Annotated in this window: 18 protein-coding genes and 1 pseudogene; 8 read left to right on the top strand and 11 right to left on the bottom strand. The window is 59.8% G+C overall.

Annotated elements, in window-relative coordinates:
- Positions 1 to 39: 39 nt before the first annotated feature.
- The 3 genes from NZK35_RS00095 to NZK35_RS00085 form a co-directional block, all read right to left on the bottom strand.
- Positions 40 to 741: a 3-keto-disaccharide hydrolase gene (locus NZK35_RS00095; RefSeq protein WP_259630565.1), complete on the bottom strand. Its 702-nt coding sequence runs from the start codon at positions 739 to 741 to the stop codon at positions 40 to 42.
- A gap of 226 nt (positions 742 to 967) precedes the next feature.
- Entirely contained in the window at positions 968 to 1,405 is a 438-nt protein-coding gene (locus NZK35_RS00090) for a PilZ domain-containing protein (protein WP_259630564.1), read from the bottom strand.
- Between the two features lie 248 nt (positions 1,406 to 1,653).
- On the bottom strand, positions 1,654 to 2,712 hold the full coding sequence (locus NZK35_RS00085; RefSeq protein ID WP_259630563.1) for an NAD-dependent epimerase/dehydratase family protein: 1,059 nt from the start codon (positions 2,710 to 2,712) through the stop codon (positions 1,654 to 1,656).
- A gap of 230 nt (positions 2,713 to 2,942) precedes the next feature.
- On the opposite strand from NZK35_RS00085, the gene NZK35_RS00080 reads away from it, so the two are divergent.
- The 3 genes from NZK35_RS00080 to NZK35_RS00070 all read left to right on the top strand — a co-directional run bounded on the left by NZK35_RS00080 (position 2,943) and on the right by NZK35_RS00070 (position 7,205).
- Entirely contained in the window at positions 2,943 to 4,271 is a 1,329-nt protein-coding gene (locus NZK35_RS00080; protein ID WP_259630562.1) for an NAD(P)/FAD-dependent oxidoreductase, read from the top strand.
- 553 nt (positions 4,272 to 4,824) lie between these two features.
- The gene (locus NZK35_RS00075) at positions 4,825 to 6,087 is read left to right on the top strand and encodes an amidohydrolase (protein WP_259630561.1); all 1,263 of its coding nucleotides are present in this window, start codon (positions 4,825 to 4,827) and stop codon (positions 6,085 to 6,087) included.
- A complete protein-coding gene (locus NZK35_RS00070; protein WP_259630560.1) occupies positions 6,087 to 7,205 on the top strand; it encodes a carboxylate-amine ligase in 1,119 nt (372 codons plus the stop codon). Before NZK35_RS00075 ends, NZK35_RS00070 begins: the two co-directional genes overlap by 1 nt.
- A gap of 178 nt (positions 7,206 to 7,383) precedes the next feature.
- Here the strand turns inward: NZK35_RS00070 and NZK35_RS00065 are convergent.
- Together NZK35_RS00065 and NZK35_RS00060 are read right to left on the bottom strand one after the other, a co-directional pair.
- Positions 7,384 to 7,728, bottom strand: a pseudogene (locus tag NZK35_RS00065) (GxxExxY protein); the annotation flags it as partial.
- A 131-nt stretch (positions 7,729 to 7,859) separates the two neighbouring features.
- The gene (locus tag NZK35_RS00060; RefSeq protein WP_259630559.1) at positions 7,860 to 9,749 is read right to left on the bottom strand and encodes a DUF4139 domain-containing protein; all 1,890 of its coding nucleotides are present in this window, start codon (positions 9,747 to 9,749) and stop codon (positions 7,860 to 7,862) included.
- A gap of 386 nt (positions 9,750 to 10,135) precedes the next feature.
- Between NZK35_RS00060 and NZK35_RS00055 the strand changes: the two genes are divergently transcribed.
- Positions 10,136 to 10,801 carry a hypothetical protein gene (locus NZK35_RS00055; RefSeq protein WP_259630558.1) on the top strand — a complete coding sequence of 222 codons (666 nt, stop codon included), beginning with the start codon at positions 10,136 to 10,138 and terminating at the stop codon, positions 10,799 to 10,801.
- Positions 10,802 to 10,929: 128 nt separating this feature from the next.
- On the opposite strand, the gene NZK35_RS00050 is transcribed toward NZK35_RS00055, so the two are convergent.
- Together NZK35_RS00050 and NZK35_RS00045 are read right to left on the bottom strand one after the other, a co-directional pair.
- Complete coding sequence (locus NZK35_RS00050; protein ID WP_259630557.1) at positions 10,930 to 12,120, bottom strand: DUF1559 domain-containing protein; 1,191 nt, start codon at positions 12,118 to 12,120, stop codon at positions 10,930 to 10,932.
- Positions 12,117 to 12,851 (bottom strand): DUF2306 domain-containing protein, encoded by a 735-nt coding sequence (locus NZK35_RS00045; RefSeq protein WP_259630556.1) that lies wholly within the window; start codon positions 12,849 to 12,851, stop codon positions 12,117 to 12,119. Before NZK35_RS00045 ends, NZK35_RS00050 begins: the two co-directional genes overlap by 4 nt.
- 207 nt (positions 12,852 to 13,058) lie before the next feature.
- On the opposite strand from NZK35_RS00045, the gene NZK35_RS00040 reads away from it, so the two are divergent.
- Together NZK35_RS00040 and tnpA are read left to right on the top strand one after the other, a co-directional pair.
- A complete protein-coding gene (locus tag NZK35_RS00040) occupies positions 13,059 to 13,664 on the top strand; it encodes a carbon storage regulator (protein WP_259630555.1) in 606 nt (201 codons plus the stop codon).
- Positions 13,665 to 14,275: 611 nt separating this feature from the next.
- Positions 14,276 to 14,719: an IS200/IS605 family transposase gene (tnpA, locus tag NZK35_RS00035; protein WP_259630554.1), complete on the top strand. Its 444-nt coding sequence runs from the start codon at positions 14,276 to 14,278 to the stop codon at positions 14,717 to 14,719.
- A gap of 174 nt (positions 14,720 to 14,893) precedes the next feature.
- Here the strand turns inward: tnpA and NZK35_RS00030 are convergent, their stop codons facing one another.
- The gene (locus tag NZK35_RS00030) at positions 14,894 to 16,315 is read right to left on the bottom strand and encodes a POT family MFS transporter (protein WP_259630553.1); all 1,422 of its coding nucleotides are present in this window, start codon (positions 16,313 to 16,315) and stop codon (positions 14,894 to 14,896) included.
- A 104-nt stretch (positions 16,316 to 16,419) separates the two neighbouring features.
- Positions 16,420 to 17,709: a glucose-1-phosphate adenylyltransferase gene (gene glgC, locus NZK35_RS00025; RefSeq protein WP_095737515.1), complete on the bottom strand. Its 1,290-nt coding sequence runs from the start codon at positions 17,707 to 17,709 to the stop codon at positions 16,420 to 16,422.
- A gap of 390 nt (positions 17,710 to 18,099) precedes the next feature.
- Between glgC and NZK35_RS00020 the strand changes: the two genes are divergently transcribed.
- Positions 18,100 to 19,629: a Do family serine endopeptidase gene (locus tag NZK35_RS00020; RefSeq protein WP_259630552.1), complete on the top strand. Its 1,530-nt coding sequence runs from the start codon at positions 18,100 to 18,102 to the stop codon at positions 19,627 to 19,629.
- A gap of 86 nt (positions 19,630 to 19,715) precedes the next feature.
- On the top strand, positions 19,716 to 20,192 hold the full coding sequence (locus NZK35_RS00015) for a 6-pyruvoyl trahydropterin synthase family protein (protein WP_259630551.1): 477 nt from the start codon (positions 19,716 to 19,718) through the stop codon (positions 20,190 to 20,192).
- 109 nt (positions 20,193 to 20,301) lie between these two features.
- Here NZK35_RS00015 and NZK35_RS00010 read toward each other — a convergent pair whose 3' ends face one another.
- Together NZK35_RS00010 and NZK35_RS00005 are read right to left on the bottom strand one after the other, a co-directional pair.
- On the bottom strand, positions 20,302 to 21,723 hold the full coding sequence (locus NZK35_RS00010) for a DUF1501 domain-containing protein (protein WP_259630550.1): 1,422 nt from the start codon (positions 21,721 to 21,723) through the stop codon (positions 20,302 to 20,304).
- Positions 21,724 to 21,725: 2 nt separating this feature from the next.
- Positions 21,726 to 23,738, bottom strand: a 2,013-nt coding sequence (locus NZK35_RS00005) for a PSD1 and planctomycete cytochrome C domain-containing protein (protein WP_259630549.1), incomplete at its 5' end; no start/stop codon positions are given.

Genomic DNA, 23,738 nt, shown 5'->3' with positions numbered 1-23,738 from the left:
CCTAACGGGATCATAGTCGATCGGGAAGCCGTCCCGCTGTCACTCGGCCGGGTGCAGCACGATGTTTTTGAACCGCACCACCATCGGGTCGCCGCGGTGCAATTGAAACGCGATCACGCCCGATGACGCAGATTTGCCGGGCTGGTTGTCGAACACTTCGGCCGTCATCGTTTCGTTGATGAAGTGCTGCAGGTGGTTTCCTTTGGCGACGATGCGATACTCGTTCCACTGACCGGGGTGAATGCCGTTGCCGAGTTTGGCTCCGTCGGCAAAGGTCTTGCGGGTTTTCTTCCCTTGCTCGTCGATCGTGACCGACTGACCGCGTTCGGCCAAGATGCCGCGGCCTTTTTCTTCGTAGAGAATCCCGGCGTAGCGGTTCGAGAAATCGATGTCGGCCTGATAACCACCGACGACAAACTTTTCCTTGTCCAAAATCTTGCTGCGATATTGCACGCCGGAGTTCGTGTTTTCGATTTTGAATTGGAACGTCAACTCAAAGTCACTCGGTTCGCTGCCGGTGTAGATCAAAAACGTGTTTTGCTGCAGCGGTTTTTCTGCGACGGTCCGGCCGACAATCTGGCCGTCTTCGACGGACCATAAATCGGCGCGCCCGATCCACCCGGAAAGATCCTTGCCGTTGAACAAGGAGACGGATTCGGAGGGCGTGGTCGAATCGTCTTGGCAGAAACCGGCGGAGGCCAGAAGGGCGAGCGCGGCGAGCGCAGTGGCGAAGCGGGGCATATCAGCTCTGGGTGTCTGGGAGGAACGCCGAACGCCCGTTTCTGGAGAGATGGCGTCGGCTGCGAATGCAGGAATTGTAATCAATCCTGCCGCCCGTCGAGACCGACCACCCGCGGAAGTCCTCTCAGGGCACCAGCGGGGGCCGCGGAGTCGATTGAGCCATGTCAATCGCGGGCGAATCCAAGAAGAATTTCGCTTCCCCGTGTTTGCACCGGGCCGAGCGGGCCTACTTGCGAGGTCGATGGAGGTGCAAATACTCGACGTTCGTCAACCAGACTTCTTCGGACCCGCTGCTGTGAACCAATGAGCTGTGGCAGATGCGGCAGACGATTCCCGGCGCGACGCCATCGTTGAGCGACACGACCGCTTTTTCAAAGTCGGATTTCTGGGAACTCAAGAACGCCAGCCCGCCTTGGCTGATGTCGCGCGTGATCGCGAAGAACGGCCTGCCCGACTCCTTCATCTGGAGATCCATGGGTTGAACCGAGATCTCAAGCGTTCGCGGGATGCGACGACTGGCGCGGCGTTCGGGACCCGTGTATCCGCCAGCGGACGGAATCAGGCAGTGTACTTGATCGTCGCCGGTGGGTTCACCCAAGCCAAACTGTTCCGCGACGGGTTGCGTTTCCGAAGGGGCTATCGCGGTGTTTGGCGCTGAGTTCATGATTGACAGGTGGGCGATTCGTTTCGACTGTCCGACTCACGGCGGTTGGCACAGAACGGCTGCCTCGGGTGGGCGGCCATTGGTGGAACCGATGATGGACCACACCAAACCTATGTCGAAAAACGCCAGCGTGTCGCACACTCTCGCATTTGTCCGATTGCCCTCACGTCGAGAGTCGCGGCGCGTTGGCGGCCGGGCCCGATGTACTTTGCCGGTGGCCTCACGGCTGGCGGCCCGCTCGACGGACCTTACGACGCCTTGCCCTGTCGCGCTTCGGCGCTGGCGATCATTTGTGCGACGATCTCTCGGAGCGAAACGCGGATGGTCCAGTCGGGATAGTCGCGGCGCAACTTGCTCAGATCGCTGATGTAGCAGATGTGATCGCCCTTGCGATTTTCCTCGCCGATGGTGTACCCGACTCGATGTCCGCTGATTTCCTCGATCAACGCGATACACTCAAGCACGCTGGCTGCGTTTTCACGTCCACCCCCGATGTTGTAAACCTCGCCGGGGCGAGGGTTTTTGGCAAAGGATTCGAAGGCGCGGACGACATCGGAGCACTCGATTTGGTCGCGGACCTGTTTTCCCTTGTACCCGAAGATCGTGTAGGGTTTTCCTGTCACGGCGACGTGGACCAGATAGCTGAGGAAACCGTGCAGTTCCACTCCGCTGTGGCTTGCCCCGGTCAGACAACCGCCGCGAAAGATCCCCGTCTTCAATCCGAAGTACTTTCCGTATTCCTGAGCCAGCACATCGGCGGCGGTTTTACTCGCGCCGAACAGTGAATGCATGGTCTGGTCGATGCGACAGGTTTCGTCGATTCCGTGGTGGTCTTCTTCCCGCGCGTAGTCCCAGCGGGTCGGGTGTTCTCGCAGGGGCAGTTCATTGGGGGCGTCGCCGTAAACTTTGTTCGTGCTCATGTGACAGAACACGGCATCGGGCGCGTGGCGGCGGGTGGCTTCCAACAAGTTCAACGTTCCGTTCGCGTTGACTTCGAAATCCAGAAACGGGATCGCGGCCGCTTTGTCGTGCGAGGGCTGGGCCGCACAGTGAATGATCAGATCCGGCGTTTCGTTCTTGAACAAGTCCAGGATTGCGTCGCGGTCACGAATGTCGATGGACTCGGTGCGGAAATTCTGGGTTTCCGATTCCAGCTGCGTTTGGTTCCACTGGGTACTGCCGTCGGGCCCAAAAAAGGTCGAACGCATGTCGTTGTCGATGCCGATCACTTGATCGCCCGCTGCGTCCCAATGACGCACGGCGGCTGAGCCGATCAATCCGCTGGATCCGGTAACGATGACACGCATGAATCGATGGCCAAAAAAGAATGAAGGTCGAAGTGAAAGGAAAGGATCGCTAGAATCCGACGTCGGTCATTCAACACGCTGCTTAGGCATTCGGTGCTATTTAAGACAATAACGAGGGTCTGTCCACCTGGGCAGTCGTCGATGGAACGAAATCGTCGTTCGCTGCCGAGCCCGCGTCACCGGGTGTCCTGGGCGTCCCGCTCGTCGATTTTCACTCTATCGGAACAACCGTGAACGCAATCCAATCTGACAGTGGAACGAAGTCGAATCCCCCCGATTCGCCCGCCGACACGGTGATCATCGGCGGGGGGCTGGCGGGGCTGTCCTGTGCCAAGCGGCTCGCCGGGCGCGGTCATCCGGTCACCTTGCTGGAGGCCAGCGATCGCGTCGGGGGGCGTGTCAGAACGGACGTCGTCGACGGGTTGAAATTGGATCACGGTTTTCAGGTCTTGCTGACCGCCTACCCGGCTTGCCGTGAGTTGCTCGATTACGAAGGCCTGCGTCTTCGGCCGTTTGAGCCGGGGGCGTTGGTGCGCAAGAACGGTCGGTTCGCCCGCCTCGGTGATCCCTGGCGTCGACCGGGACAGGCGTTGGCCACCGCGACCAGTCCGGTCGGGTCCCTGATGGACAAACTGCGGATCGCCAAGGCCCGGTTTCTGGCCGGAAGGGGATCGCTGCAGGACTTGTATCAGCGCCGCGGCGAGTCCACGGAACAGCGATTGGAGCAACTCGGTTTTTCCAAGGCGATGATCGATGAATTCTTTCGGCCATTCCTAGGCGGCGTTTTCCTGAACGAATCGCTTTCGACGTCCAGCCGGATGTTCGAGTTTGTGTTTCGCATGTTTGCCGCCGGCGACATCGCCATTCCCGCCGACGGCATGGCCGCCATTCCGCGACAGTTGGCGGAAGGCCTTCCGCGCGGAACGTTGCGGTTGAACACCACCGTCGCCTCGATCGAGCACGTTGACCCACACCATCGGATTCATCTGACCGATGGCAGCCACATCGATGCGGAATCCGTCGTCGTCGCGACCGAGAGCAACGCCGCAGCGAGATTGCTCGATGCGCCCGATTTGGCCACCCGGTGGAACGATGCCACCACCTTGTACTTCGTCGCCCACCGGTCACCCAACACCGGCAAGCTGTTGATGTTGCGGGGGGATGAAACAGGGCCGATCCAGACCGCCGTCGTGCTCAGCGATGTCGCGCCCGAATATGCCTCCGGCGGCCGATCACTGATTTCCGTCAGCATCTCGGATTCCCAGACCGAGCAACCGGCCGACGCGTTGGAGGATGCCGTTCGTGACCAGGCACGGCGCTGGTTCGGCGAGGGCGTCGATCAATGGGAACGGGTGCAAACCATCCGCGTCCCGTACGGGTTGCCCGAGTTGAACCTGGATCCCGTCGTCCAGCCCGTTCGCGGTGATCAAATCGATGGGCTCCATGCTCCGGCGAATCTCTACGTTTGCGGCGACTACCGGGAAACCCCCAGCATTCAAGGTGCGATGAACAGCGGATTGAGAGTGGCGGCGGAGATTCTCGACGCGAAGTCGGGTTAGGCTTTTCCCCTGTGCTCTGACGATCCGATGGGCTTCGCGCATTGACAGAGTGCCATGCTCAGATCGAGCCGCCGCCTGCGCATGCCAGCACGTTGCGTCACGGCCAATGGCATCTACTTTGACGCCAAGCGGGGTGTTTTTTGTTAGCGGTAGGGTGCGAGCCCTCCGGTCTTTCACAGCGTTTTTGAAGCGCGACCGGACCGCTCACGCCGTTCCGCCAACACCGTTGAAGCCCAAGTAGGTGGCATTGATCGTCAGCCAGTGGCGCGTGAAGGCCATTCGTTGAACACGTGCCGTTCGCTAACGCTTCCCGCTGGGGTGTGGTGTGACGGGGGCTGGGGCCCGCGGGGTACCAACATCGCCCCGACTCTCGGTTTGATCGGAATCGCCGGAGTGGCTATTCTGGGGCTCCCGCCCTTCGAGTTCGTCGCCGGCAGCTTGGCGGCCCGTTCTCACCGTTCTCGTCACCCTTCTCAGCAGCCATGGATCACTCGATGCACATGCATCCGCAGCGAGCGCATTTGTCTCCGACTTCGTGCTCGGAGCGATAGACATGGCCGACCCTGAAACTGCCGGCTCTGAAATTGCCCGATCCGACGCAGCCCTCCCTGAGACCTGGATCGAAGCGATCAACGATGCCGCGAAGGAACTCGGCGACGGCTGGATTGCGCTGCGTCGCTATTTGCACCAGCACCCGGAACTTTCCGGCCACGAAACGCTGACGACTCAGTATCTGAAAACGCTGCTCGCCAAATTGGATCTGCCGATTCGCATCGCCGGTCAGGGGCGTGGATTGATCGCGGACTTGGTGACCGATAAAGCCTTGGCGAATCACCCACGGCTCGCGATCCGCGGCGACATCGACGCGTTGCCGATTCAAGACGAAAAATCCGTCGCCTACCACAGCACGGTCGACGGGGTGATGCATGCGTGCGGGCACGACGTTCATGCGACCGTGATCGTCGCCGCCATGCAACTGCTCTCGCAGCTGCAACGCAGCGGCAGGTTACCTTGGCCGATCGCGGCGCGGGCGATCTTGCAGCCGGCCGAGGAGACCGCCGAAGGCGCCCTGCACATGATTCATCATCATGCCCTCGCCGACGTCGGCGCCGTCTTGGCGTTGCACGTCGATCCCACCCGCCAGGTCGGCTGTGTCGGGTTGCGAGAACACGCCTTCACTGCGGCCTGTGACATGCTGGAGGTCAGATTCATCGGTTCGGGAGGCCACGCCGCACGGCCGCACTTGACCAACGACCCGATCGATGCCTGCACCCGTTGGATTCAATCCGCCTATCGGCGGGTCCCGCGTGCCATCAACGCGCATGATACCGTCGTGCTATCGATCGGAATGATCGACGCGGGGCACAGTCCCAACGTCATTCCGGACACCGCGACGATCACCGGGACGCTTCGATCACTGAGCGTTGAAGCACGCCGACGGACACTGGAGGTGCTCGAAGACATCGGCGAGGCGACGGCGCGAGAAACGGGATGCGAGGTCCGGCTGCGACTCGGGTCCTCTGCTCCAGGTGTGATGAACGACCCGGCGCTGATTCGATTGCTGCACGATTCGGCGATCCAAGTCCTGAACCCGGCGTCGGTCGATTGGATCGACGAACCGAGTATGGGCAGCGAAGATTTTTCGTTTTATTTGGAGCACGTCCCCGGCGCGATGTTTCGCCTGGGTGTCGCCGGTGATCAGGTCGGCGGGGCGCCCCTGCACACCGGAAATTTTGATGTCGATGAGCATGCCATCGCCCATGCCGCTAAACTATTTGCAGCGTCGATCATCAACTATTTTGACCCGGGCCGGTGATGAGCAAGTTTCAGTTTCATTCGAACACGTCGCAAACCGTCGGGGTCGAATTGGAACTCGGGATCGTCGACACCGATTCGATGGCGCTGTCCAACCGCAGCAATGACCTGTTAGCGACCCTACCCGACGACATCTCTGAATCGTGCAAGCACGAACTGATGCAGTCCTGCGTCGAAGTCATCAGCGGCGTCTGCACCACGGTGTCCGAGGCCCGCGTGGATTTGTCCGAAAAACTCAGGTCGCTGCAACACGCCGCCGACAATCTAGGACTCGGCCTCTGGTGGGGCGCGACACATCCCTTCAGTCATTGGCAGGACCAAGTCGTCACCGATGACGAACGCTATCGAGGGCTGGTCCGATTGCTGCAGGAAATGGCGCGGCGACTGATCACGTTCGGGTTGCATGTCCACGTCGGCGTCGATTCGGGCGACAAAGCCGTCATGATCTGCGATCGGATCATGCAGCACCTGCCCTTGCTGCTGGCGTTGTCGGCGAGCAGCCCCTATTGGGAAGACCGTGACACCGGACTGCACTCGCATCGCAGCAAAGTCATGGAAGGGCTGCCGACGGCGGGCCTGCCGACGCTGATGCGCAACTGGAGTGAATACGTGTGGCTGGTCAACCACATGGAAGAGACCGGATTCATCAACACGATTCGCGAGATCTGGTGGGATGTGCGTCCGCACCACAACTTCGGCACCGTCGAAGTCCGGATGTGTGACATGCCGGGGAACATCGATCACGTCTGTGCCTTGGCCGCGTTGATCCAGTGCCTGGTCAAGTACCTCAGCGATCGGATCGATGAGGGGACGTACCAGTTCGATTGCCACCCGATGATGGTCCGGCAAAACAAATGGCGGGCGGCGCGTTATGGAGTTGCCGCAACGCTGGTCGACACTTTCGACTATTCCGAGAAAACCGTCGCAGAAATTGTCGAACGCCTGCTCGGTAAATTGCGCGGCGTCGCCCAAGACCTGAACTGCGAATCGGAATTGTTGATGGTCCGAGAGATCGCCGGCCGAATCGATTGGGCCGACCGCCAGCGTCTGATCTTGCAAAAGGCCGGCACGCGAGAAGACATCGTCAAGCAGCTGATCCAGCAGTCGAGGATTCAGTAGTGACGCCGTGAATAAACGGGGGAGGTTGTCCACGAATCACACGAATCACACGAATCACACGAATCACACGAATCACACGAATCACACGAATCACACGAATCACACGCGAATACACAGCGGAGACGAGGAACGCCGACGAACGACTGTCACGCGTCGAAACCCATGGTCTTGGCATCGGCTACCTTACTATGCGCTCTGATTGCAACTTAGGGTGGGAGCCGAAATTGACGAGCAAGCCCAATCGATAGTCGGTCGCTTTAAGATAGTTGTGTACCTGGGCTCGGTGTTGACCGGTGAAATCGGAGAGTGCCTTGATTTCTACAATGATATTATCAAAGCAGATAAAGTCGGGTATGAAAATACTCTTTAATTGGCGTCCCTTATACCGAAGTTGAAGTCTATGTTGTGCAACGAAGGGGATTCCACGCTCAGCAAACTCAATTTCTAGACATTCTTGAAACACGGACTCCAAGAATCCGCTCCCCATTTCGTTGTATACCTCGAAGTAAGCACCAATGATTTGGTAGCTTTCTTCCTTTGTTTCCTGTAAACCGTCCCGAAATCAAACAGGATTTTGACAGCAACTCTTGCGTTCCGCGGGCCGGACCCGTTATTCGTGCAATTCGTGTGATTCGTGGACAACTTCTCCAATTCTCAAAACGAGCCGCCGCCTCCCATCCCGCCTCCCATGCCCCCGCCAAACCCTCCCCCCATCCCGCCTCCGCCGGAGCGATTGAATCGCAGGTCGTTGCGCATCTGCTGTTCGACGTCGTTGCTGACGATCGATTGCGTCCGGTCCATTTCGATCGTGTAGAGGTAGTGATGGTCATACGCGGTGCTTCCGAAGCGTTTGGCGGGGATCGTCAAATCCCAACGCAGGATGCCCGTCGGACGCTGCATCCTCAGGTACTTGGCGTCCGTGGACAGGCTTCCCAGTGAAGCGGAATCGGTGACGACGTTGACCGTTCCCGAATCGCTCGTGATCGGAATTCGGTCATACAACTGAATCTCGATCTCCTCGGGATGGTAGTTGGAGATGACGAGCCGGTATTCGAGTTTTGAGAGTCGGTTGCCACCTTGGATGGATTCGTCGCGGGCGAGTAATTCGCGTCGCGTGCGGACTTGTCGGTCGGCCCCCAATCCGACGGCAAACTCGCCACCGGCCGCGGTCGGTGGCAGCGTGGTCCTTCCGACGAATCTCCCATCCAGAAAGACGGTGGCGTCCCCGCCGACCAGACTTTGGCCGGTTCGGTTTTCCAACGCGGCCTCGCGGTAGGCGAAACTGCTCAGCAGCGGCGTGACGACACGATAGATCGGGCTTTCGATGTTCCAACGCAAAATCGTGATCGCCTGGTCGGCGGTCTGGTCGGCCACATCGATCCGTTCGGCCACGCGATAGGTTTCGTCGGTCAGGTTGGTGTTCGCGTCATCGGCCATTTCCCGCTGCACACTTTGTCGCCGATTGATTTCGTAAACCTGCCTGCCCGCCGCTTCGGTGTTCAGTGCAAGGTTACGTTGCCACAACGCCGGATCCTCCCAGGCCGGTGGGGTGCCCGCCGACTGTCGAGACTTGGCATAGCCGGCCATCGGATCGGTTTGATCACCGGCCTTCTGATTGACCGAAACTCGTAGCGGTACCAACAGCGGTGTGGCGGCTTGCAAGTTGGGCACACCGGTGCAGAATGCCAGTCGGACGCCTCGCCAGTCTTCGCCACTGTGTTGCGTGACGGTCCCGTCCAGTTGTACGACAAACCCATCGGCACCTTGCTGACGGGCCGTTGCGTGAATGGTGTACTGCGGCTCCCAAGAAACCTCGTCGACCCAATAGCTCATCCGCAGCAACCCGCCGCGTGGTGCGTCGACCATCAACGTCGCATCGAAAGTCGCTTCGGGTTTTGAATCGGTGTCGTTTTGACTTCGACGCATCGATTCTTCCATTTGATTCTGCAGCGTCTGTAACTCCCGTCGCGCGACGTGCAGTTCTTTGGCGAGCGCTCGTCGGCGCTGCATGACAAAATCCGCAATCGCCGTGACCGAATCGACCTTCAGTTCGGATTGCCTGAGATCGTCGTTGGTTTGCGCGGACGAAAACCTCACCAAGTCCTCGATCGTTTCCAAGTCTTGTTCGATGACTGCGACTTCATGTGCCGCGTCCTGCAGGGCTTGGTTCTGTGCGGCCCGTTCCTCCTCCCGCTGTCGTCTCTTTACATCGTCGGGTGCGATTTGATGCGGGGTGACACGCAATGAACGGACCGTGATTTCGGCGTCGGATTCCCAGCGAACCGATTGATCGCGGATGGTTTTTGGTAGCCCCGTGACGCGGAGCATTTGACCTCCAGCAGACGGTGCGACATTGATTTCCCGCACGACGTTGGCCTGGCGTTGAAAGACCGTGACGGCGGTGATGGGACTGTCGACGTCGACCACGGTCTTTGGCTCTTGTGCGGAAACGGGCGCAGCGGCAAGTAACAACGCCGCGCTCGATGCAAACACGATGCTGCGAAAGAAGACGGCGGCTTTGATTGTTCCGATAATCGCTTGCATGTTCCAACCTCGTTGAGTGGCCTGCTGTAGCAAAACGCTACAGTCGCAGGATTGACTGCGACGCAAAATCGAACGCTCGATTCCCGATCTTGCGTGCAGCAGGGTAGTGTTGCATTCGGCATGCCAAGTGCAGTGGCGTACGCTTCCGGCTTGCGATTCGCACCGAACACCAATGGCAAGCAAGATGCTTGCCCCACAAGAGGAACGCCGCGTTCATGAGATTCATCGCCTTATCGTTTCTGCTCTTCATGTCGCCAGTTCTTGTGATTGCGCAGAGGACAGCAACTTCCGTTCATTGGCTCAGCCCAGGCCTGAGCGACGACATTTCTCGCTCGGCGGTGACGAAAGCCGGCGGGCCAGTGGTTTCCTTTCCCTGTGATCCGCTGATGAGCTTGAAGCAGGAACGAGCGCTGGCCGTTGCGTTGATGAAGCCATCGACGTTTCATTGGGTTCCCGGTCAGCCGCTGAGCCAGATGGCCGCGGAGCTCAGTGAGCAGGTTCCGGTATTGCTTGACCGAAGGGCATTGGAAGAAATCGGCATCGATCCGGACGCTGAGATCGGTGCAGGAGTGATGACTCACCAGCACGCCGGATCACCAGATCGGAACGGCGAGCGGGAGCGATGGTGGCAGCGCGATGAAGCTGCGGTGATCGAAGGCCGTCCCAGTTTGATCGTCGATGTCTTGAGCCGTCTGAAAGACTTGTATCTGACGCTGATGATCGTTCGCGGCCAGGTGATCATCACCACCGTCGAGGCCGCCGAAGACGACTTGGCGACGAGGATCTATGATGTGACGCCACTGATCAACATGGTGCCGCGCGCCCCCTGGGAATCCGTTCGACCGTCAAACGCGATCGCTGAAACCTCTCCCGATTTCGATACCTTGCTCGAGACGATTCAAACCAGCCTCGACGCCGATACTTGGGAACGGCTCGGTGGGAATTCGACGATTGTCCCTTCGACGATTCGCGAACGGCACTGGATCGTGGTTTCAACGACGACGATGACGCACTGGAAAATGCAGCGGTTACTCGATCGGCTGAATCAGTGATCGAGCACAGGCCCACGACTGGTGCTTCATTGAGTCTGCATTGGTGTGTCGCCGTGTAGGGCATGCTGAGCATGCCAGTGGGTGAACGGCAAACCTGTGAGATAGGCTTCCAGCCTGTTGATACCAGCCTACTGATTCAGCTGCTCCTCGATCACTTCACCTTGGGCGCGGGTTCCCAGTGCACCCCATAGCCCGTAGGGGCTGTGACTGCCGGGGGCGCGCGGACCGGTTCCGCCCCGGACGACGGTGCCGATGTTCGGATCTCCGCTGTCGATCGAATTGGTGATGAACAACACCGCTCCGTCGGCCATCAACACATGCACTCCGCCCTGGTGACGACTCGACGGAGGCAGCATGCCGATTCCGGAATCAACCCCGGCCAGACAAACCTCTCGGTTCGGAGGCAGGATGGTATTGAACCCGGTGTGCAGGGCCGCGCCGTCGGCCCAACGAAAGCCGCGTTTCTGGTCCTCGCTGCCGAGGCTTTGGGGGCCGTCGTCGGCCTGCGACCAGAACATTGGTCGCTGCAAATCGATTTGGCTTTTGCAAAGTGTGGGTGTGTCGTGAATCTTGGTCCAATCATTCAGCAAGGACCCTGAGGTTCGAATGTCACCGTCATCAAGATCGGTGGAGATTTCTCCAGCCAAGATCGTGTTGCTCAACCCGTCGTGAATGTCACGCCAACGCGTCACTTGTCTGGGAACGAACACCCCGCGACCGGACGCGGCCACTTCATCGCTGCGATCGGCGACCCAGGCTTGTGCGTCTTGGCTCCAACGAATCGGACCGGTGTTCATCCCTGCGGTCGCGTCACCTATGCAGACGGCCAGATTGGTGCGGCCGTGAGCGGGCAAGCCGAGGCCCGGATCAGAGGGGCAGCGAAAGACTGGGAATTCCGTTTGCCATGGGTGGAATCCACGCGTCCAGGGAGCCGGTCCCATCGGCGCGTACGTCGTGTTGTTCGAAGCCGATTCTCCATCGACAATCGCTTGCCAGGTGTTCGGCTGTTCGAGGAACGGCAGCAATCCGACCAACGCGCTCAAACGGTAGCGGTTGTTGCCCGGGACGGACGTGCCTCCGGAATCGGAAGACGGGTCGAAGGTTCCGCCCATCTGCTTGGGAAGTTGCTCGTTGGCCGAATGGTAGTTGTGAAACGCCAGACCGACTTGTTTGATATTGTTAGAACAGCTCATGCGTCGCGCCGCTTCGCGCGAGGTGCGCACCGCAGGCAACATCAGCCCGACCAAGACGCCGATGACCACAATCACGACCAGCAGCTCGATCAACGTTAATCCGGAGGGGTTCGTTCGTTGGTTCATGCGGTGCTCCTGTTTTGGGCTTGTGTTGGAGTTTTCGTGCCTGCGAAGAGAAAGCGGAGAGCCGCATTTTTCGATCGGATGTTCGCCTTGGATGAAACTAAAACCCATTCGTACACGGCCAGCGGCACGAGCCAGCTGAGCCATGCGTTCAAGCGGTAGGTCCATTCTGATTCCAGGTTCGAAACGATCATCAATCCCGCCACGACGCGCAGCAACAGCGGTGACCAAAGCAGCAGGTAACAACGGTTTGCCCAGCGACGGTGGGCCGCGAGGTTGCCGGCGCGGACAAACGACACCGCAACGAGGATCGTCGTGCCGGTCAGAATCGACTGGACGATGAAGCCGAGTTGGGCGATCGGTCCGGCGTACGCTTGCAGCGACATCACCAAACCGCTCGGGACGACCATCAATCCAATCAGGGCGCACTGTGTCTTGCCGACTGTGCGATGGACACGCCGCCAGCGCGACTTTCCACCGCTGTAGAGCAAGAACGTGCCAAGGATCAACGCGGCTGGCCCGGCGAACACGTGCAAATAGAATGCCCAGCGATAGAGTCCGACGAAGCTGAATCGGCGTCCGGCGAGAAACGGCGAGGCATCGAAATCGGCTGGAAAGTACCAACGGTATTGGTACAGAATCGCCACAAACACCTTGATCGAAACGATCACGCCGCCCCAAAACAGGACCCTGATCAGTCGCCCAGATCGTTTGGGGTGTGCGTTCTGTTCCACGTGATCCCCGGGGCTGCCGATTGATGGTGGATGCGAGAGAAGACTTGGTTTCTACGCCGCCGGACGAATCTGGTTCAGATTCTGCTGTTTTCGCATTTTAGCCGTTGCGTTATGTTCTGGGGAAACCGAAGCATGAGTGCTTCATCATTGCTCCACTGCGGCGACGAAAGGATCGTTTTCGCGGTGTCAACGTGAATGGAGTGATCCATGTTGTTGCTCTCTCGTCGTGAAAATGACCGCATCGATTTTCTTGGATTGGGAGTTTCGATCGAGGTGGTCCGGCTGACGCGATCGCGCGCCACCCTGGCCATCAAAGCACCCCGGCATATTCGAGTCGTCAGGCACGAACTGCGACCTGTCGGGAATGAGGCTGCGGCCCGTGAAGCGTTTTGCGCCGTGGTCCGCCGCGAAGTGATGTCGATGATCCAAGCCGAGATCAACACGACCACGACGAAGCTAAAGCTTGCTCAAGAAAAGCTGTTGGCCGGTGATCGCGACGACGCGTTGACCGCCCTGGAAGAGGCGATGGTGAGACTGGAGGTGTTGCGCAGCGAAGCTTCCAGCCTTCAGTCCGATTGCTTCGAAGAACGTTGTGAAACGGCGTTTGCTGATGATTGGACGGTTGCCGGCGGTGTCGCCGAGTCGTCGGTCGGATATGCCAATTCATCCGCCGGAGAGGTTTCCGATCAAACCGGCACCGTTTGGGTCGTTCATTCGCCCGATGATTCGCCGGCAGCCGATTGGTCGCAAGCGGGAGACGCACTCCTGTCGGATCCGGATGCCGTGACGGTTTTGGTTCTCGCGATCGGCTAACGCTCGGGTGTCCGGTGCGCTCCGAAGCTCCTGACGTGATTGGCTGCGACCCCGTCCGGGGTCGTGGTTGGTGGGTCGGGATTTCCGGAGGTGTCGCTGCGCTCACCTCCGGCTACGTGCTGGGACCCCATCCGGGGTCCAGCCCTCGCGTCCGCGTCCCCCACCGATCCCGACGGGATCGCAGCGATTAGCCGGAGGTCAGCGCAGCGCCACCTCCGGTGACGGACGCCTCGCGTCCCACCGATCCCGACGGGATCGCAGCGATTAGCCGGAGGTCAGCGCAGCGCCACCTCCGGTGCCGACGCGCCCGCGTCCAATCGATCCCGACGGGATCGCAGCGATTAGCCGGAGGTCAGCGCAGCGCCACCTCCGGAGCCGGACGCGCCCGCGTCCAATCGATCCCGACGGGATCGCAGCGAGTAGCCGGAGGTCAGCGCAGCGCAACCTCCGGAGCCGGACGCGCCCGCGTCCCACCGATCCCGACGGGATCGCAGCCAGTAGCCGGAGGTCAGCGCAGCGCCACCTCCGGTGCCGGACGCCTCGCGTCCCACCGATCCCGACGGGATCGCAGCATTTCCACCCACAATCCTAACTCCCTCAAAGGAGCCGCCATGTCCACGTTCCACAGCATTCACCTTCACGTCACCTTTAGCACCAAATATCGCATGAAATGGATTCACCGTTCCTGGGAAAAACGCCTTTACGACTACCTGGGAGGAACTCTCCGTGGCTTGAACCTGGCGCCCCAAGGGGTCGGCGGGGTGGAAGACCACGTGCATCTGTTGATCGGGTTCAAACCCTCTCGAACGATCAGCGATACGATGCGGGAACTCAAAAAGGCGTCGTCGGCGTGGGTTCACTCAGACGTCGGCATGAAGGACTTTGCCTGGCAAGAAGGCTACGCGGTATTCTCGGTCAGCGTGACCGAGCGATCCAAGGTGAAGGGATATATCGCGCGGCAGCGTGAACACCATCGGCGACGGACGTTTCAAGAGGAGTTGGTTGAGATGCTCGATCGCGCGGGGGTTCAGTATGATCCGAAGTACTTGACTTGATTGGCTGCGACCCCGTCCGGGGTCGTGGTTCGTAGGGTCGTGGTTTCCGGAGGTGTCGCTGCGCTCACCTCCGGCTACGCGCTGGGACCCCATCCGGGGTCCGGCAATCGCATTCGCTTCGCGCCCGACCCAGCACCGATCCCGAAGGGATCGATGCGAAACGTGGTTGCAAACCTACGCGGTTCCCTCGGCTTCCGATTCCGCTTCGACTTCGGATTCTTGGATGTACTGCTTTCCGCGATAGGTCACTGCGACGGCGATAAAGAGCACGGCGGCGACGAGCATCAATCCGGTGAAGAACCAGTAGTAGGACGCGCCGGGCAACTTGGACGTTCCGTCGGCGTTGCTGATCACGGCATTGACGCCGGCGGTGATGAAATTACCCAGCGACACCGACAACATATAAAAGCTCATCACGATACTTTTCATGCTGTTGGGCGCCTGGGTGTAACTGAATTCCAAGCACGTGATGGAGACCATGACTTCGGCAGCGGTCAGCAGAATGTACGCCAACACCTGCCACGAAATACTGGGTGTCCCTCCGTTCTGAATCGAGGTTTCAATCAAGGCGCTGATCGAGAACGCGAAGACGGTGACAAACATCCCGATCGTGATTTTGCGGAGCGGGGTGAGGGGAAAGAATTTGCTGATCGCGGGATAGACGGCGTAGCTGAACAGCGGCACCAGGATCAGGATCAGGAACGGATTGGCGGCTTGGATCTGGCTGGACAACAATTCGACGCCCATCACCGTGCGGTCCATGTTTTCGGCCTGTAAGACCCAGGCGCTGGCCGTCTGATCGAACAGGCTCCAAAACACCGCGACCAGCACGTAGATCGGGGCCAGCCGAAGCAGCGCCCGACCGCCTTCGCCGGTAAACGCGTCGCGAAAGACTTGGGGACCCCGCGGCGGAATATGAACGAACTTGTTGCGTCCCATCCAAAACAGCAAGGTCGCAATCGCCATCAAGATACCCGGCACACCGAACGCGATTTGCGGTCCGTATCGATCCAACAGCCAGGGCGTCAACACGGTGGAGGCAAACGCGCCCAGATTGATCGCGACGTAGAACCAGCCGAACACCTTGCTCAGCAGATGAGAGTTTTTGGTCCCGAACTGGTCACCGACGTGGGCGGAAACACAGGGCTTGATGGCACCGGTGCCCAACGCGATCAGGCTCAGTCCGATCGCCAGCCCCAAACGGGTTTCGTCCAACGCCAAAGCGAGGTGCCCGAAACAGTAGAGCACCGAGAGGTAGAGAATGGTTTTGTATTTTCCGAACAGCCAGTCGGCCAGGAACGCACCCAGCAGCGGTGTGAAGTAGGCGGCCATCACAAAGGTGTGGACCCAGAACTTGGCATCGTTGTCGCTCATCGGGTCGACGCCGCCGCCGCTGCCGATCAGATATTGGGTCATGAAGACGGTCAGGATCGCCTTCATGCCGTAGAAGCTGAACCGCTCGGCCGCTTCGTTGCCGACGATGTAGGGAATCCCCGGCGGCATCGTCGTGATGGGATACGGCGTGGTTTGCCAGCCCTGGTGGTTTTCCGGGGGCGTGTTCGAATCCGACGTTTCGCTGGGCGGTGTATAGGGCACGATGCTTCGCCATGGTTGCGTGAAAGGAATCGTTCGCTTCGACGCACATCATGCCCGACTGGCCCCATTGGGACAACGGAGGTTTAGAACCCTCCCCGGCCTTTTCAAACGCCGGCTTGTCCCACCGCCGCCGGCTCGGCCGGGCAATGGGGTGTGATCAGTTCGCCTCGGCTGATCACGACCAATCCGCTTTCGGTGACCTTGAATCCACGCTCGGCATCGGCGATCGGGTCGAAACCGATCTCGGTTTCCGGCGGGATCGAAACCCCCTTGTCGACGATCACGCGACGCAGGCGGCTGCGGCGGCCGACGTTCACCTCGTCAAACAAGATGCTATCCTCGACCGAGGAATAACTGTTGATTCGCACGCCGGGGCCGATGACGCTGCGGGCGACACTGCCGCCACTGATGATCGCGCCCTGGCAAACCAACGAATCCATCGCCGTCCCCCGACGTGTCGAGATGCCTTCGCTGCCGAAAACAAACTTCGGCGGCGGCAACATCGGCTGGAACGCACGCACCGGCCAATGCTTGTCGTACAAGTTCAACTGCGGATCGATGCTGATCAGGTCCATCGTCGCTTCGTAGTACGCGTCGATCGTTCCGACGTCGCGCCAATACGCGTCCGACTTGCGGTTTTCGTCCAAGAACGGAAACGCGCAGACCAGGTGCGAATCGATCGCCTGGGGGATGATGTTCTTGCCGAAATCGTGATCGCTGTCCATCCGCGTGGCGTCGGCGCACAACTGCTCGTACAGGAACCGGGCGTTGAAGACATAGATCCCCATCGACGCCAAGCAGAACTCGGGGTCCTCAGGCGTCGGAATCGGGTTCTCGGGCTTCTCTTGAAATCCGATGACGCGGCCGTCCAGATCGGTTTGCATGACGCCGAACTGCCGCGCCTCGTCGACCCGCACGCGCAACGCACCGATCGTGATGTCGGCATCGAGCTTGCGGTGGTGATCGACCATCGGCCCGTAGTTCATCTTGTAGATGTGGTCGCCCGCCAGGATGACGATGTGCTCGGGCTGTTCCCGCTCGATCGCATAGATGTTCTGGTAGACCGCATCGGCAGTCCCGGAATACCAATTGCCCGCGATTCGCTGCTGGGGCGGAACGACGTCGATGAACTCGCCGAGTTCGCGACAAAAGTAATTCCGCCAAGCCAGATTGATGTGTCGGTCCAGCGATTGTGCTTTGTACTGAGTCAACAACAACAGCCGCCGCATGTCGCTGTTGAGACAATTACTGAGCACAAAATCGATGATCCGGTAGAGACCACCAAAGGGCACCGCGGGTTTCGCGCGGTCGCGTGTCAGGGGTTCCAATCGCGAACCCCGACCGCCTGCCAAAATCACCGTCAATGTGTCACGCATTCGAGCCACCCGTTCCATGGTCGGGTGCTTCGCCCAATTCCGGACGGACCACCCAGTAAATCGTTGCTAATCAATTTGGGTCGGAATCGATTTTGGTCGCCATCGATCGTCCCACGGGGGCCACCGGGTTTGCTGCCGGCACCCCAAGCTCTAAACAGCAATACCGAATAGCGTACCAGAATTTCGAGACCCGCCGCAGCTGGAAACGGCGTGAAATCTACCCAAAAAACGGAATATCGTCGGAATATCTGCCGTGAATCGGGTTTGGCCTGCTGTTTGCTACCGCCTGACGGGGCGTGCCAAGTTGTCAGCCCGCTTGCGGCGATCGGATCGATCGCCGGCGGCGGCGTGCAAAAATGTCAGCAGAGAACGAAGTTTTTTCAATCAAAACATAAGGGAGTCTCAACGATGCCCAATACGGAAATGTCCCCATCCTGGAAGCCGATCAGTGGTGCCCTCGGTGCGATGATCTTGGGATCGCTCGTCACCGGCGCGGTGATGACCGTACCGGGATTCATGCGTCATGACCCGGGCGCCCAAGAGGCGGTCGCGACGCAGCCGGCTGCCGTCGCGGGGCCGGTCGGCCAAGCGTCGCCGCTGCCAGGACAGAACCTCGGAGCCGCACAGGATCTGTCGACGGCGTTTCGCAACGTCGCCAATTTGATGCGGCCGAGCGTCGTCAGCATCAATACCAAGGCGACCCAGATCATTCGCGGGCAACGGGTTCCGCCAGGGCTGCCGCCGGGGTTTGAACAATTTTTCAATCTGCCCGAAGGCCAGCCGCAACGTCGCGAAGAGAGCGGAATGGGAAGCGGAGTGATCGTTCGCAGCGACGGCTACATCTTGACCAACAACCACGTTGTCGAGGGCGCCGATGAGCTGGAGGTCGAGTTTTCTGACGGAAGGAAAGCCCCAGGACGCATCATCGGCACCGACCCCCAGACCGACCTGGCCGTCGTCAAGGTCGACCGCACCGATCTCAAAGCGGCTTCGTTGGGCAACTCCGACGCGATCCAAGTCGGCGATTGGGTGGTCGCGATCGGCAGCCCCTTCGGACTCGATCAAACCGTCACGGCGGGAATCATCAGCGGGAAGAACCGGATCCGCGGCATCATCGGCGATGGGGCCGGGTTTGAAGACTTCCTGCAGACCGACGCGGCGATCAACCCCGGAAACTCGGGCGGCCCGCTGGTGAATCTGCGCGGGGAACTGGTCGGGATCAACACCGCCATCATGTCCCGCAGCGGATCGAGCGCGGGCATCGGTTTCGCCATTCCGGTCTCACTGGCCGCCCCGGTTTTGAATTCCATTATCGAAAACGGAACCGTACGACGCGGATTCTTGGGCGCCAGCTTGGGGCCGGTCAACGAGGAAACGATCGAAGGCTACCAGTTGAAGGCCAAACGCGGTGTGCTGATCGAATCGGTGCTCGAAGGGATGCCGGCCGACCAGGCGGGGATCCAGCCCGGCGACGTCGTCGTGGCGATCGACGGACGCCCGATGAGGACCCACGCGCAGATGCGGAACTATGTCGCCAGCCGTCCGCCGGGAGCCCAAATGCTGCTGGAGCTTGATCGTGACGGCAAGCCGCTGCAGGTCCGCGTCGATCTGAAGGAGCGCACCGAAGAGGTGATGGCCCAATTCGGATCCGGCGAAGTGATGGGCGCCGAATTGGTCCCGGTCACCCCGGCGACCGCCCAAAAATATGGCTACCGGAACCTGGAATCGGGACTGATCATCACCGGCATCAAGGACAACAGCATTGCCGAACGCGATGGACTGGAAGTCGGCGATGTGATCCAGACGGCCGGAGGTTTGCCGCTGACATCGGCCCGCCAATTGGAGGTGATCCTGGACGAATACAAACGCCAGAGCCAGCCCTGTCGCGTGACCATCCGTCGCGGCAATCAAATGTTGTTGATGGTCGTGCGGGAATAGGTTGACGCCTTGCAAGACTTTCCTGCCCGGTTAGTGTTAAGCTGGCCGGTTCGAATCCCCCGACTTTCCAACACGCGAGTTTTTCCATGGCTCTGACCATCATGCGTCGCATCAAATTCTGTGCCGGACACCGTCTGTTCGGCCACGGCGGAAAATGCGAGCACTTCCACGGCCACAACTACGTCGCGGATTTTTTCGTCCAAGGGGATGTCCAGGACGATGTCGGCCGGGTTCTCGACTTTTCGGTGCTCAAGCAGCGGGTCAAAGGTTGGATCGATGAGCATTGGGATCACAGCTTCCTGATCCACCAGGACGACTCCAACGCCCGTCAGGCACTGGAGCTGGTCAAGCCCTGCCGATTCTTCGTGATGCCGTACAATCCGACTGCGGAGAACATGGCCAAGTACTTGCTCGAGGAGATGTGCCCCGAAGTGCTGGAAGGAACCGGGGCGCGAGCCTGTCAGGTCCGGATCTGGGAAACCGACGAATCGTACGCCGAAGCATCGCTGGACCCGATCGGCGGAGAAGCGGTGACCTATTCCGCGATGGCCGTCGGCGAATGAGCGTGATGCGGTAAAGAAGTGGGATAGGCTTCCAGCCTATCGACGCCGGATTGACAGGCTGGAAGCCTATCCCACGCTCAACATCCGACACGTTTCTTGTGCCTGCTTCTCAGGCGAACCAGTCGTCGACGACACGGCCGTGGACGTCGGTGAGACGAAAATCGCGTCCGGAATAGCGATAGGTCAATCGGGTGTGATCGATGCCCATCAGGTGCAGCACGGTCGCGTGCAAGTCGTGGACGTGGACTCGTTTTTCGACCGCGTGCATGCCGAAATCATCGGTCGCCCCGTGCGTGTGTCCGCCGCGGACCCCGCCTCCGGCCAGCCACATCGAAAATCCGGTGTGATGATGGTCTCGTCCCGCTTTCTTGGGATCCTTGTCTTTGTCGACCTGGGCGTAAGGGGTGCGTCCGAATTCGCCGCCCCAGATCACCAGTGTGTCGTCCAGCATCCCGCGGCGTTTCAAGTCCGACAGCAGCGCCGCGGTGACTTGATCGGCGTCGGCGCAGAGTGTTTTGTGGCCGGAGTTGTTGTTGCGGTGGGTGTCCCAAGGTTGTTTGCTGTTCTTTTTGACATAGAACACTTGGACCACGCGGACGCCACGCTCGAGTAGCCGTCTGCCCAACAAGCAGCTGCGGCCGAATTCCGAATCGCCATAGGACTGTCGCGTCCGTTGGCTCTCACGTTGCAGATCAAACGCCTCGGAGGCTTCACGCTGCATCTCAAAAGCCAACTCCATCGATCGAATGTGCGTTTCCAACGCTGCTTCGCCGGGGCGTTGCTGTCGATGAAGCCGGTTGAATTGTTGCAGCAGATCCAGTTGCTCGCGTTGGTCGGAACGCGACAGATGCGGGTGCCGAATATTGTGGATCAATTTTTCGACATCGGAATGATTGGTGTCGATCTCGATGCCCTGGTGTTGACCAGGCAGAAACGCGTTGGACCATAGCTGCGGGCCGACGACGGGCAGCCCCGGCGAGAGTGCGACGAACGACGGCAGGTTTGCGTTTTCACTGCCCAATCCGTAGGACAGCCACGACCCCATGCTGGGACGCGTCGGTTGTTGATGCCCCGATTGCATCAGCAGCAAGCCGGGTTCGTGATTGGGGACATCGGTGTGCATCGAACGAACGACGCACAAGTCGTCCGCATGATCGGCCAGTTTGGGAAACAGCTCGCTCATCACGACGCCGCTCTCGCCATGGGCGCTAAACTTGAACGGTGACGGCATGTAACCGCCGGCGCGGTTCTTCTTGTCGACCGAATGGTCATTCGGTGATTGGCCCGCGTGTTTAGCCAGCATCGGTTTGGGGTCAAACGTGTCGACGTGTGACGGTGCACCATTCATGAACAAGAAGATCACCCGCTTGGCCCGCGCCCGGTGGTGCAGCCCATCGCTGACAGAGGCAGCACTGACAGAGGCATCGCCGGCAAGGAGCTGATGCGACGCCAGGGCCGACATCAATCCGACCGACCCGAAGCCGGCGCCGCTGCGACGGAAGAGATTTCGGCGAGAGAATGAATCGTGCATGATCAATCCAACATGAACATTTCGTTGCTGATCAACAGCGTCTGTGCGAGGCCGTTCCAACGCTCACGGTTGCCGTCGGCGACATAGCGTTCGGCAATCTCGCGTTCTTCGTCGCTGGGCATTCTTCCGTAGACCAATTGCCACGCAAACGCGATCCGCTGGGGATCGGTCGGGCGGGCGGTTCGGATTCGTTCGGCCAGCGTCGACGCGTGGTGGATCAGGAACGGGCTGTTGAGCAGAAACAGTTTCTGCAAGGGAGTGGTGGTTTCGTGGCGACCGGGGCTGTGCGCATTGGGGTCCGGGAAATCGAATCGCGCCAGCATGGGGCTCAAGTCCAATCGGCTGACTTCGCTGTAAACGGTTCGGCGTCCCGTCGAGGTCTGTTGGGGATCGATCGATCGGCCGCCGATTTTGGTATCGAGTCCACCCGACGCGGACAGGATGGCGTCGCGATAGGCTTCCAGACTCAACCGTCGTCGCGGCATCCGCCAACGCCATTGATTGTCCGGATCGGTCTCGGATTTCAGCGGGTCAATTTCGCTGCTTTGTCCGTAGGTGGCCGACAGAACGATTTCCCGCTGCAACCACTTCAGTGACCATCCGGCGTTCATGAATCGAACCGCCAAGTCATCCAGCAGTAACGGGTGGGAGGGACGTCCACCGAGCGAACCGAAGTTGCTCGGAGTTGCGACGATCGGCGCGCCCATCAACTGGTGCCAGACCCGATTGACGATCACGCGTGCGGTCAGCGGATTGGAGGAATGACCGACCGCGTCGGCCAGCGCCGCTCGGCCGCTGCCGTTGCTGAATCCGCCGGCCGCCGCAGGCTCGGTCTGGGGAGTTGTGAGCACGGTCAAGAAACCGCGCGGGACCGTTTCGCCAAGCCGTTTGGCATCCCCGCGGATCATCACCTTTAAATCTTGCGGTTTGCCTTCGCGGACGATGTGCACGGCGTCTTGTGGTTTTTTCGCTTGGGGGCCGTTGGTTTCGACGGACTCATCGAGCGGCCGATTGAACATTTCGGTGCTGGCAAAGACACCGGCCAAGGCGTAGTAATCCGAGGTCGGGACGGGGTCGTATTTGTGGTCGTGGCAGCGTGCACAGGCGACGGTCAGCCCCAGCAAGCCACGCGAAACGGTGTCGATGCGATCTTCCCATTCATCCGCCATCACCTCCGGGGCGTTGCGACGGTAGTACTTGGGGCCGAGTCCGAGGAATCCGAGTGCAACGTGGCGTTCCGGGTCACCGGGGTGAAGCAGATCGGCCGCCAATTGGTTCCTGACGAAGTCGTCATACGGCATGTCGCTGGCCAACGCGTGGATGACCCAATCGCGGTACAGGTAGGCGTTCGGATAGGTCAGCGAATCATTGTTGCCAACGATGTGCGCCTGGTCTTCGGCATAACGTGCGACGTCCAGCCAGATGCGAGCCCACCGTTCACCGTGTTGGGGTGAAGCCAACAGTCGATCGACGACGCGGAGTTTGGCTTGGGGACTCTTGTCGGCCTGGAATGCTTCCACCTCCTCGATCGTCGGCGGCAACCCGGTCAGATCAAAACTGACACGCCGCAACCAGATCCGTTTGGATGCCGGCGGATTGGGCGAGAGCCCGTGCTGCGAAAGTCTGGCGAAGACGAATCGGTCCAATTTGTTTGAAGCCCAGGACGTTCCGGCACGATCGTGACCGGCGATCTCACTGGGTTGATGCAGGGCGGGTGGTTGGAACGACCAAAATTGTCTGGCCTGTTCCCAATCGATTTGCGGTTCGTCGGCCGCTTTGGCGTGCAGGGCATCTGTCGTGGAAGCCTCGGGCATCACGGCGCCCCGTTCGATCCATCGTTCAAAATCGCGGATCACGTTTTCCGGCAACGGCTCGTCCGGCGGCATTTCCATCCCGTCGTAACGCAACGCGGCAAGCAACAAACTGGCGGCGGGTTGGCCGGGCGAGATCGGCGACCCCGAATCGCCCCCGCGGAGCATCGCCTGGGGATCATCGACGCGGAGTCCGCCTTGGAC

This window comes from Stieleria sedimenti (assembly GCF_025060895.1).
Taxonomy (GTDB): domain Bacteria; phylum Planctomycetota; class Planctomycetia; order Pirellulales; family Pirellulaceae; genus Stieleria; species Stieleria sedimenti.
The sequence above is the reverse complement of the archived record's forward strand: the minus strand, read 5'-3'. Positions and strand labels throughout refer to the sequence as shown.

Bases quoted from the DNA above. Each gene is read 5' to 3' on its own strand.
- NZK35_RS00095 (WP_259630565.1), bottom strand. From the start codon at position 741: ATGCCCCGCTTCGCCACTGCGCTCGCCGCGCTCGCCCTTCTGGCCTCC.
- NZK35_RS00090 (WP_259630564.1), bottom strand. From the start codon at position 1,405: ATGAACTCAGCGCCAAACACCGCGATAGCCCCTTCGGAAACGCAACCC.
- NZK35_RS00085 (WP_259630563.1), bottom strand. From the start codon at position 2,712: ATGCGTGTCATCGTTACCGGATCCAGCGGATTGATCGGCTCAGCCGCC.
- NZK35_RS00075 (WP_259630561.1), top strand. From the start codon at position 4,825: ATGGCCGACCCTGAAACTGCCGGCTCTGAAATTGCCCGATCCGACGCA.
- NZK35_RS00070 (WP_259630560.1), top strand. From the start codon at position 6,087: ATGAGCAAGTTTCAGTTTCATTCGAACACGTCGCAAACCGTCGGGGTC.
- NZK35_RS00060 (WP_259630559.1), bottom strand. From the start codon at position 9,749: ATGCAAGCGATTATCGGAACAATCAAAGCCGCCGTCTTCTTTCGCAGC.
- NZK35_RS00055 (WP_259630558.1), top strand. From the start codon at position 10,136: ATGAGCTTGAAGCAGGAACGAGCGCTGGCCGTTGCGTTGATGAAGCCA.
- NZK35_RS00050 (WP_259630557.1), bottom strand. From the start codon at position 12,120: ATGAACCAACGAACGAACCCCTCCGGATTAACGTTGATCGAGCTGCTG.
- NZK35_RS00040 (WP_259630555.1), top strand. From the start codon at position 13,059: ATGTTGTTGCTCTCTCGTCGTGAAAATGACCGCATCGATTTTCTTGGA.
- tnpA (WP_259630554.1), top strand. From the start codon at position 14,276: ATGTCCACGTTCCACAGCATTCACCTTCACGTCACCTTTAGCACCAAA.
- glgC (WP_095737515.1), bottom strand. From the start codon at position 17,709: ATGGAACGGGTGGCTCGAATGCGTGACACATTGACGGTGATTTTGGCA.
- NZK35_RS00020 (WP_259630552.1), top strand. From the start codon at position 18,100: ATGCCCAATACGGAAATGTCCCCATCCTGGAAGCCGATCAGTGGTGCC.
- NZK35_RS00015 (WP_259630551.1), top strand. From the start codon at position 19,716: ATGGCTCTGACCATCATGCGTCGCATCAAATTCTGTGCCGGACACCGT.
- NZK35_RS00010 (WP_259630550.1), bottom strand. From the start codon at position 21,723: ATGCACGATTCATTCTCTCGCCGAAATCTCTTCCGTCGCAGCGGCGCC.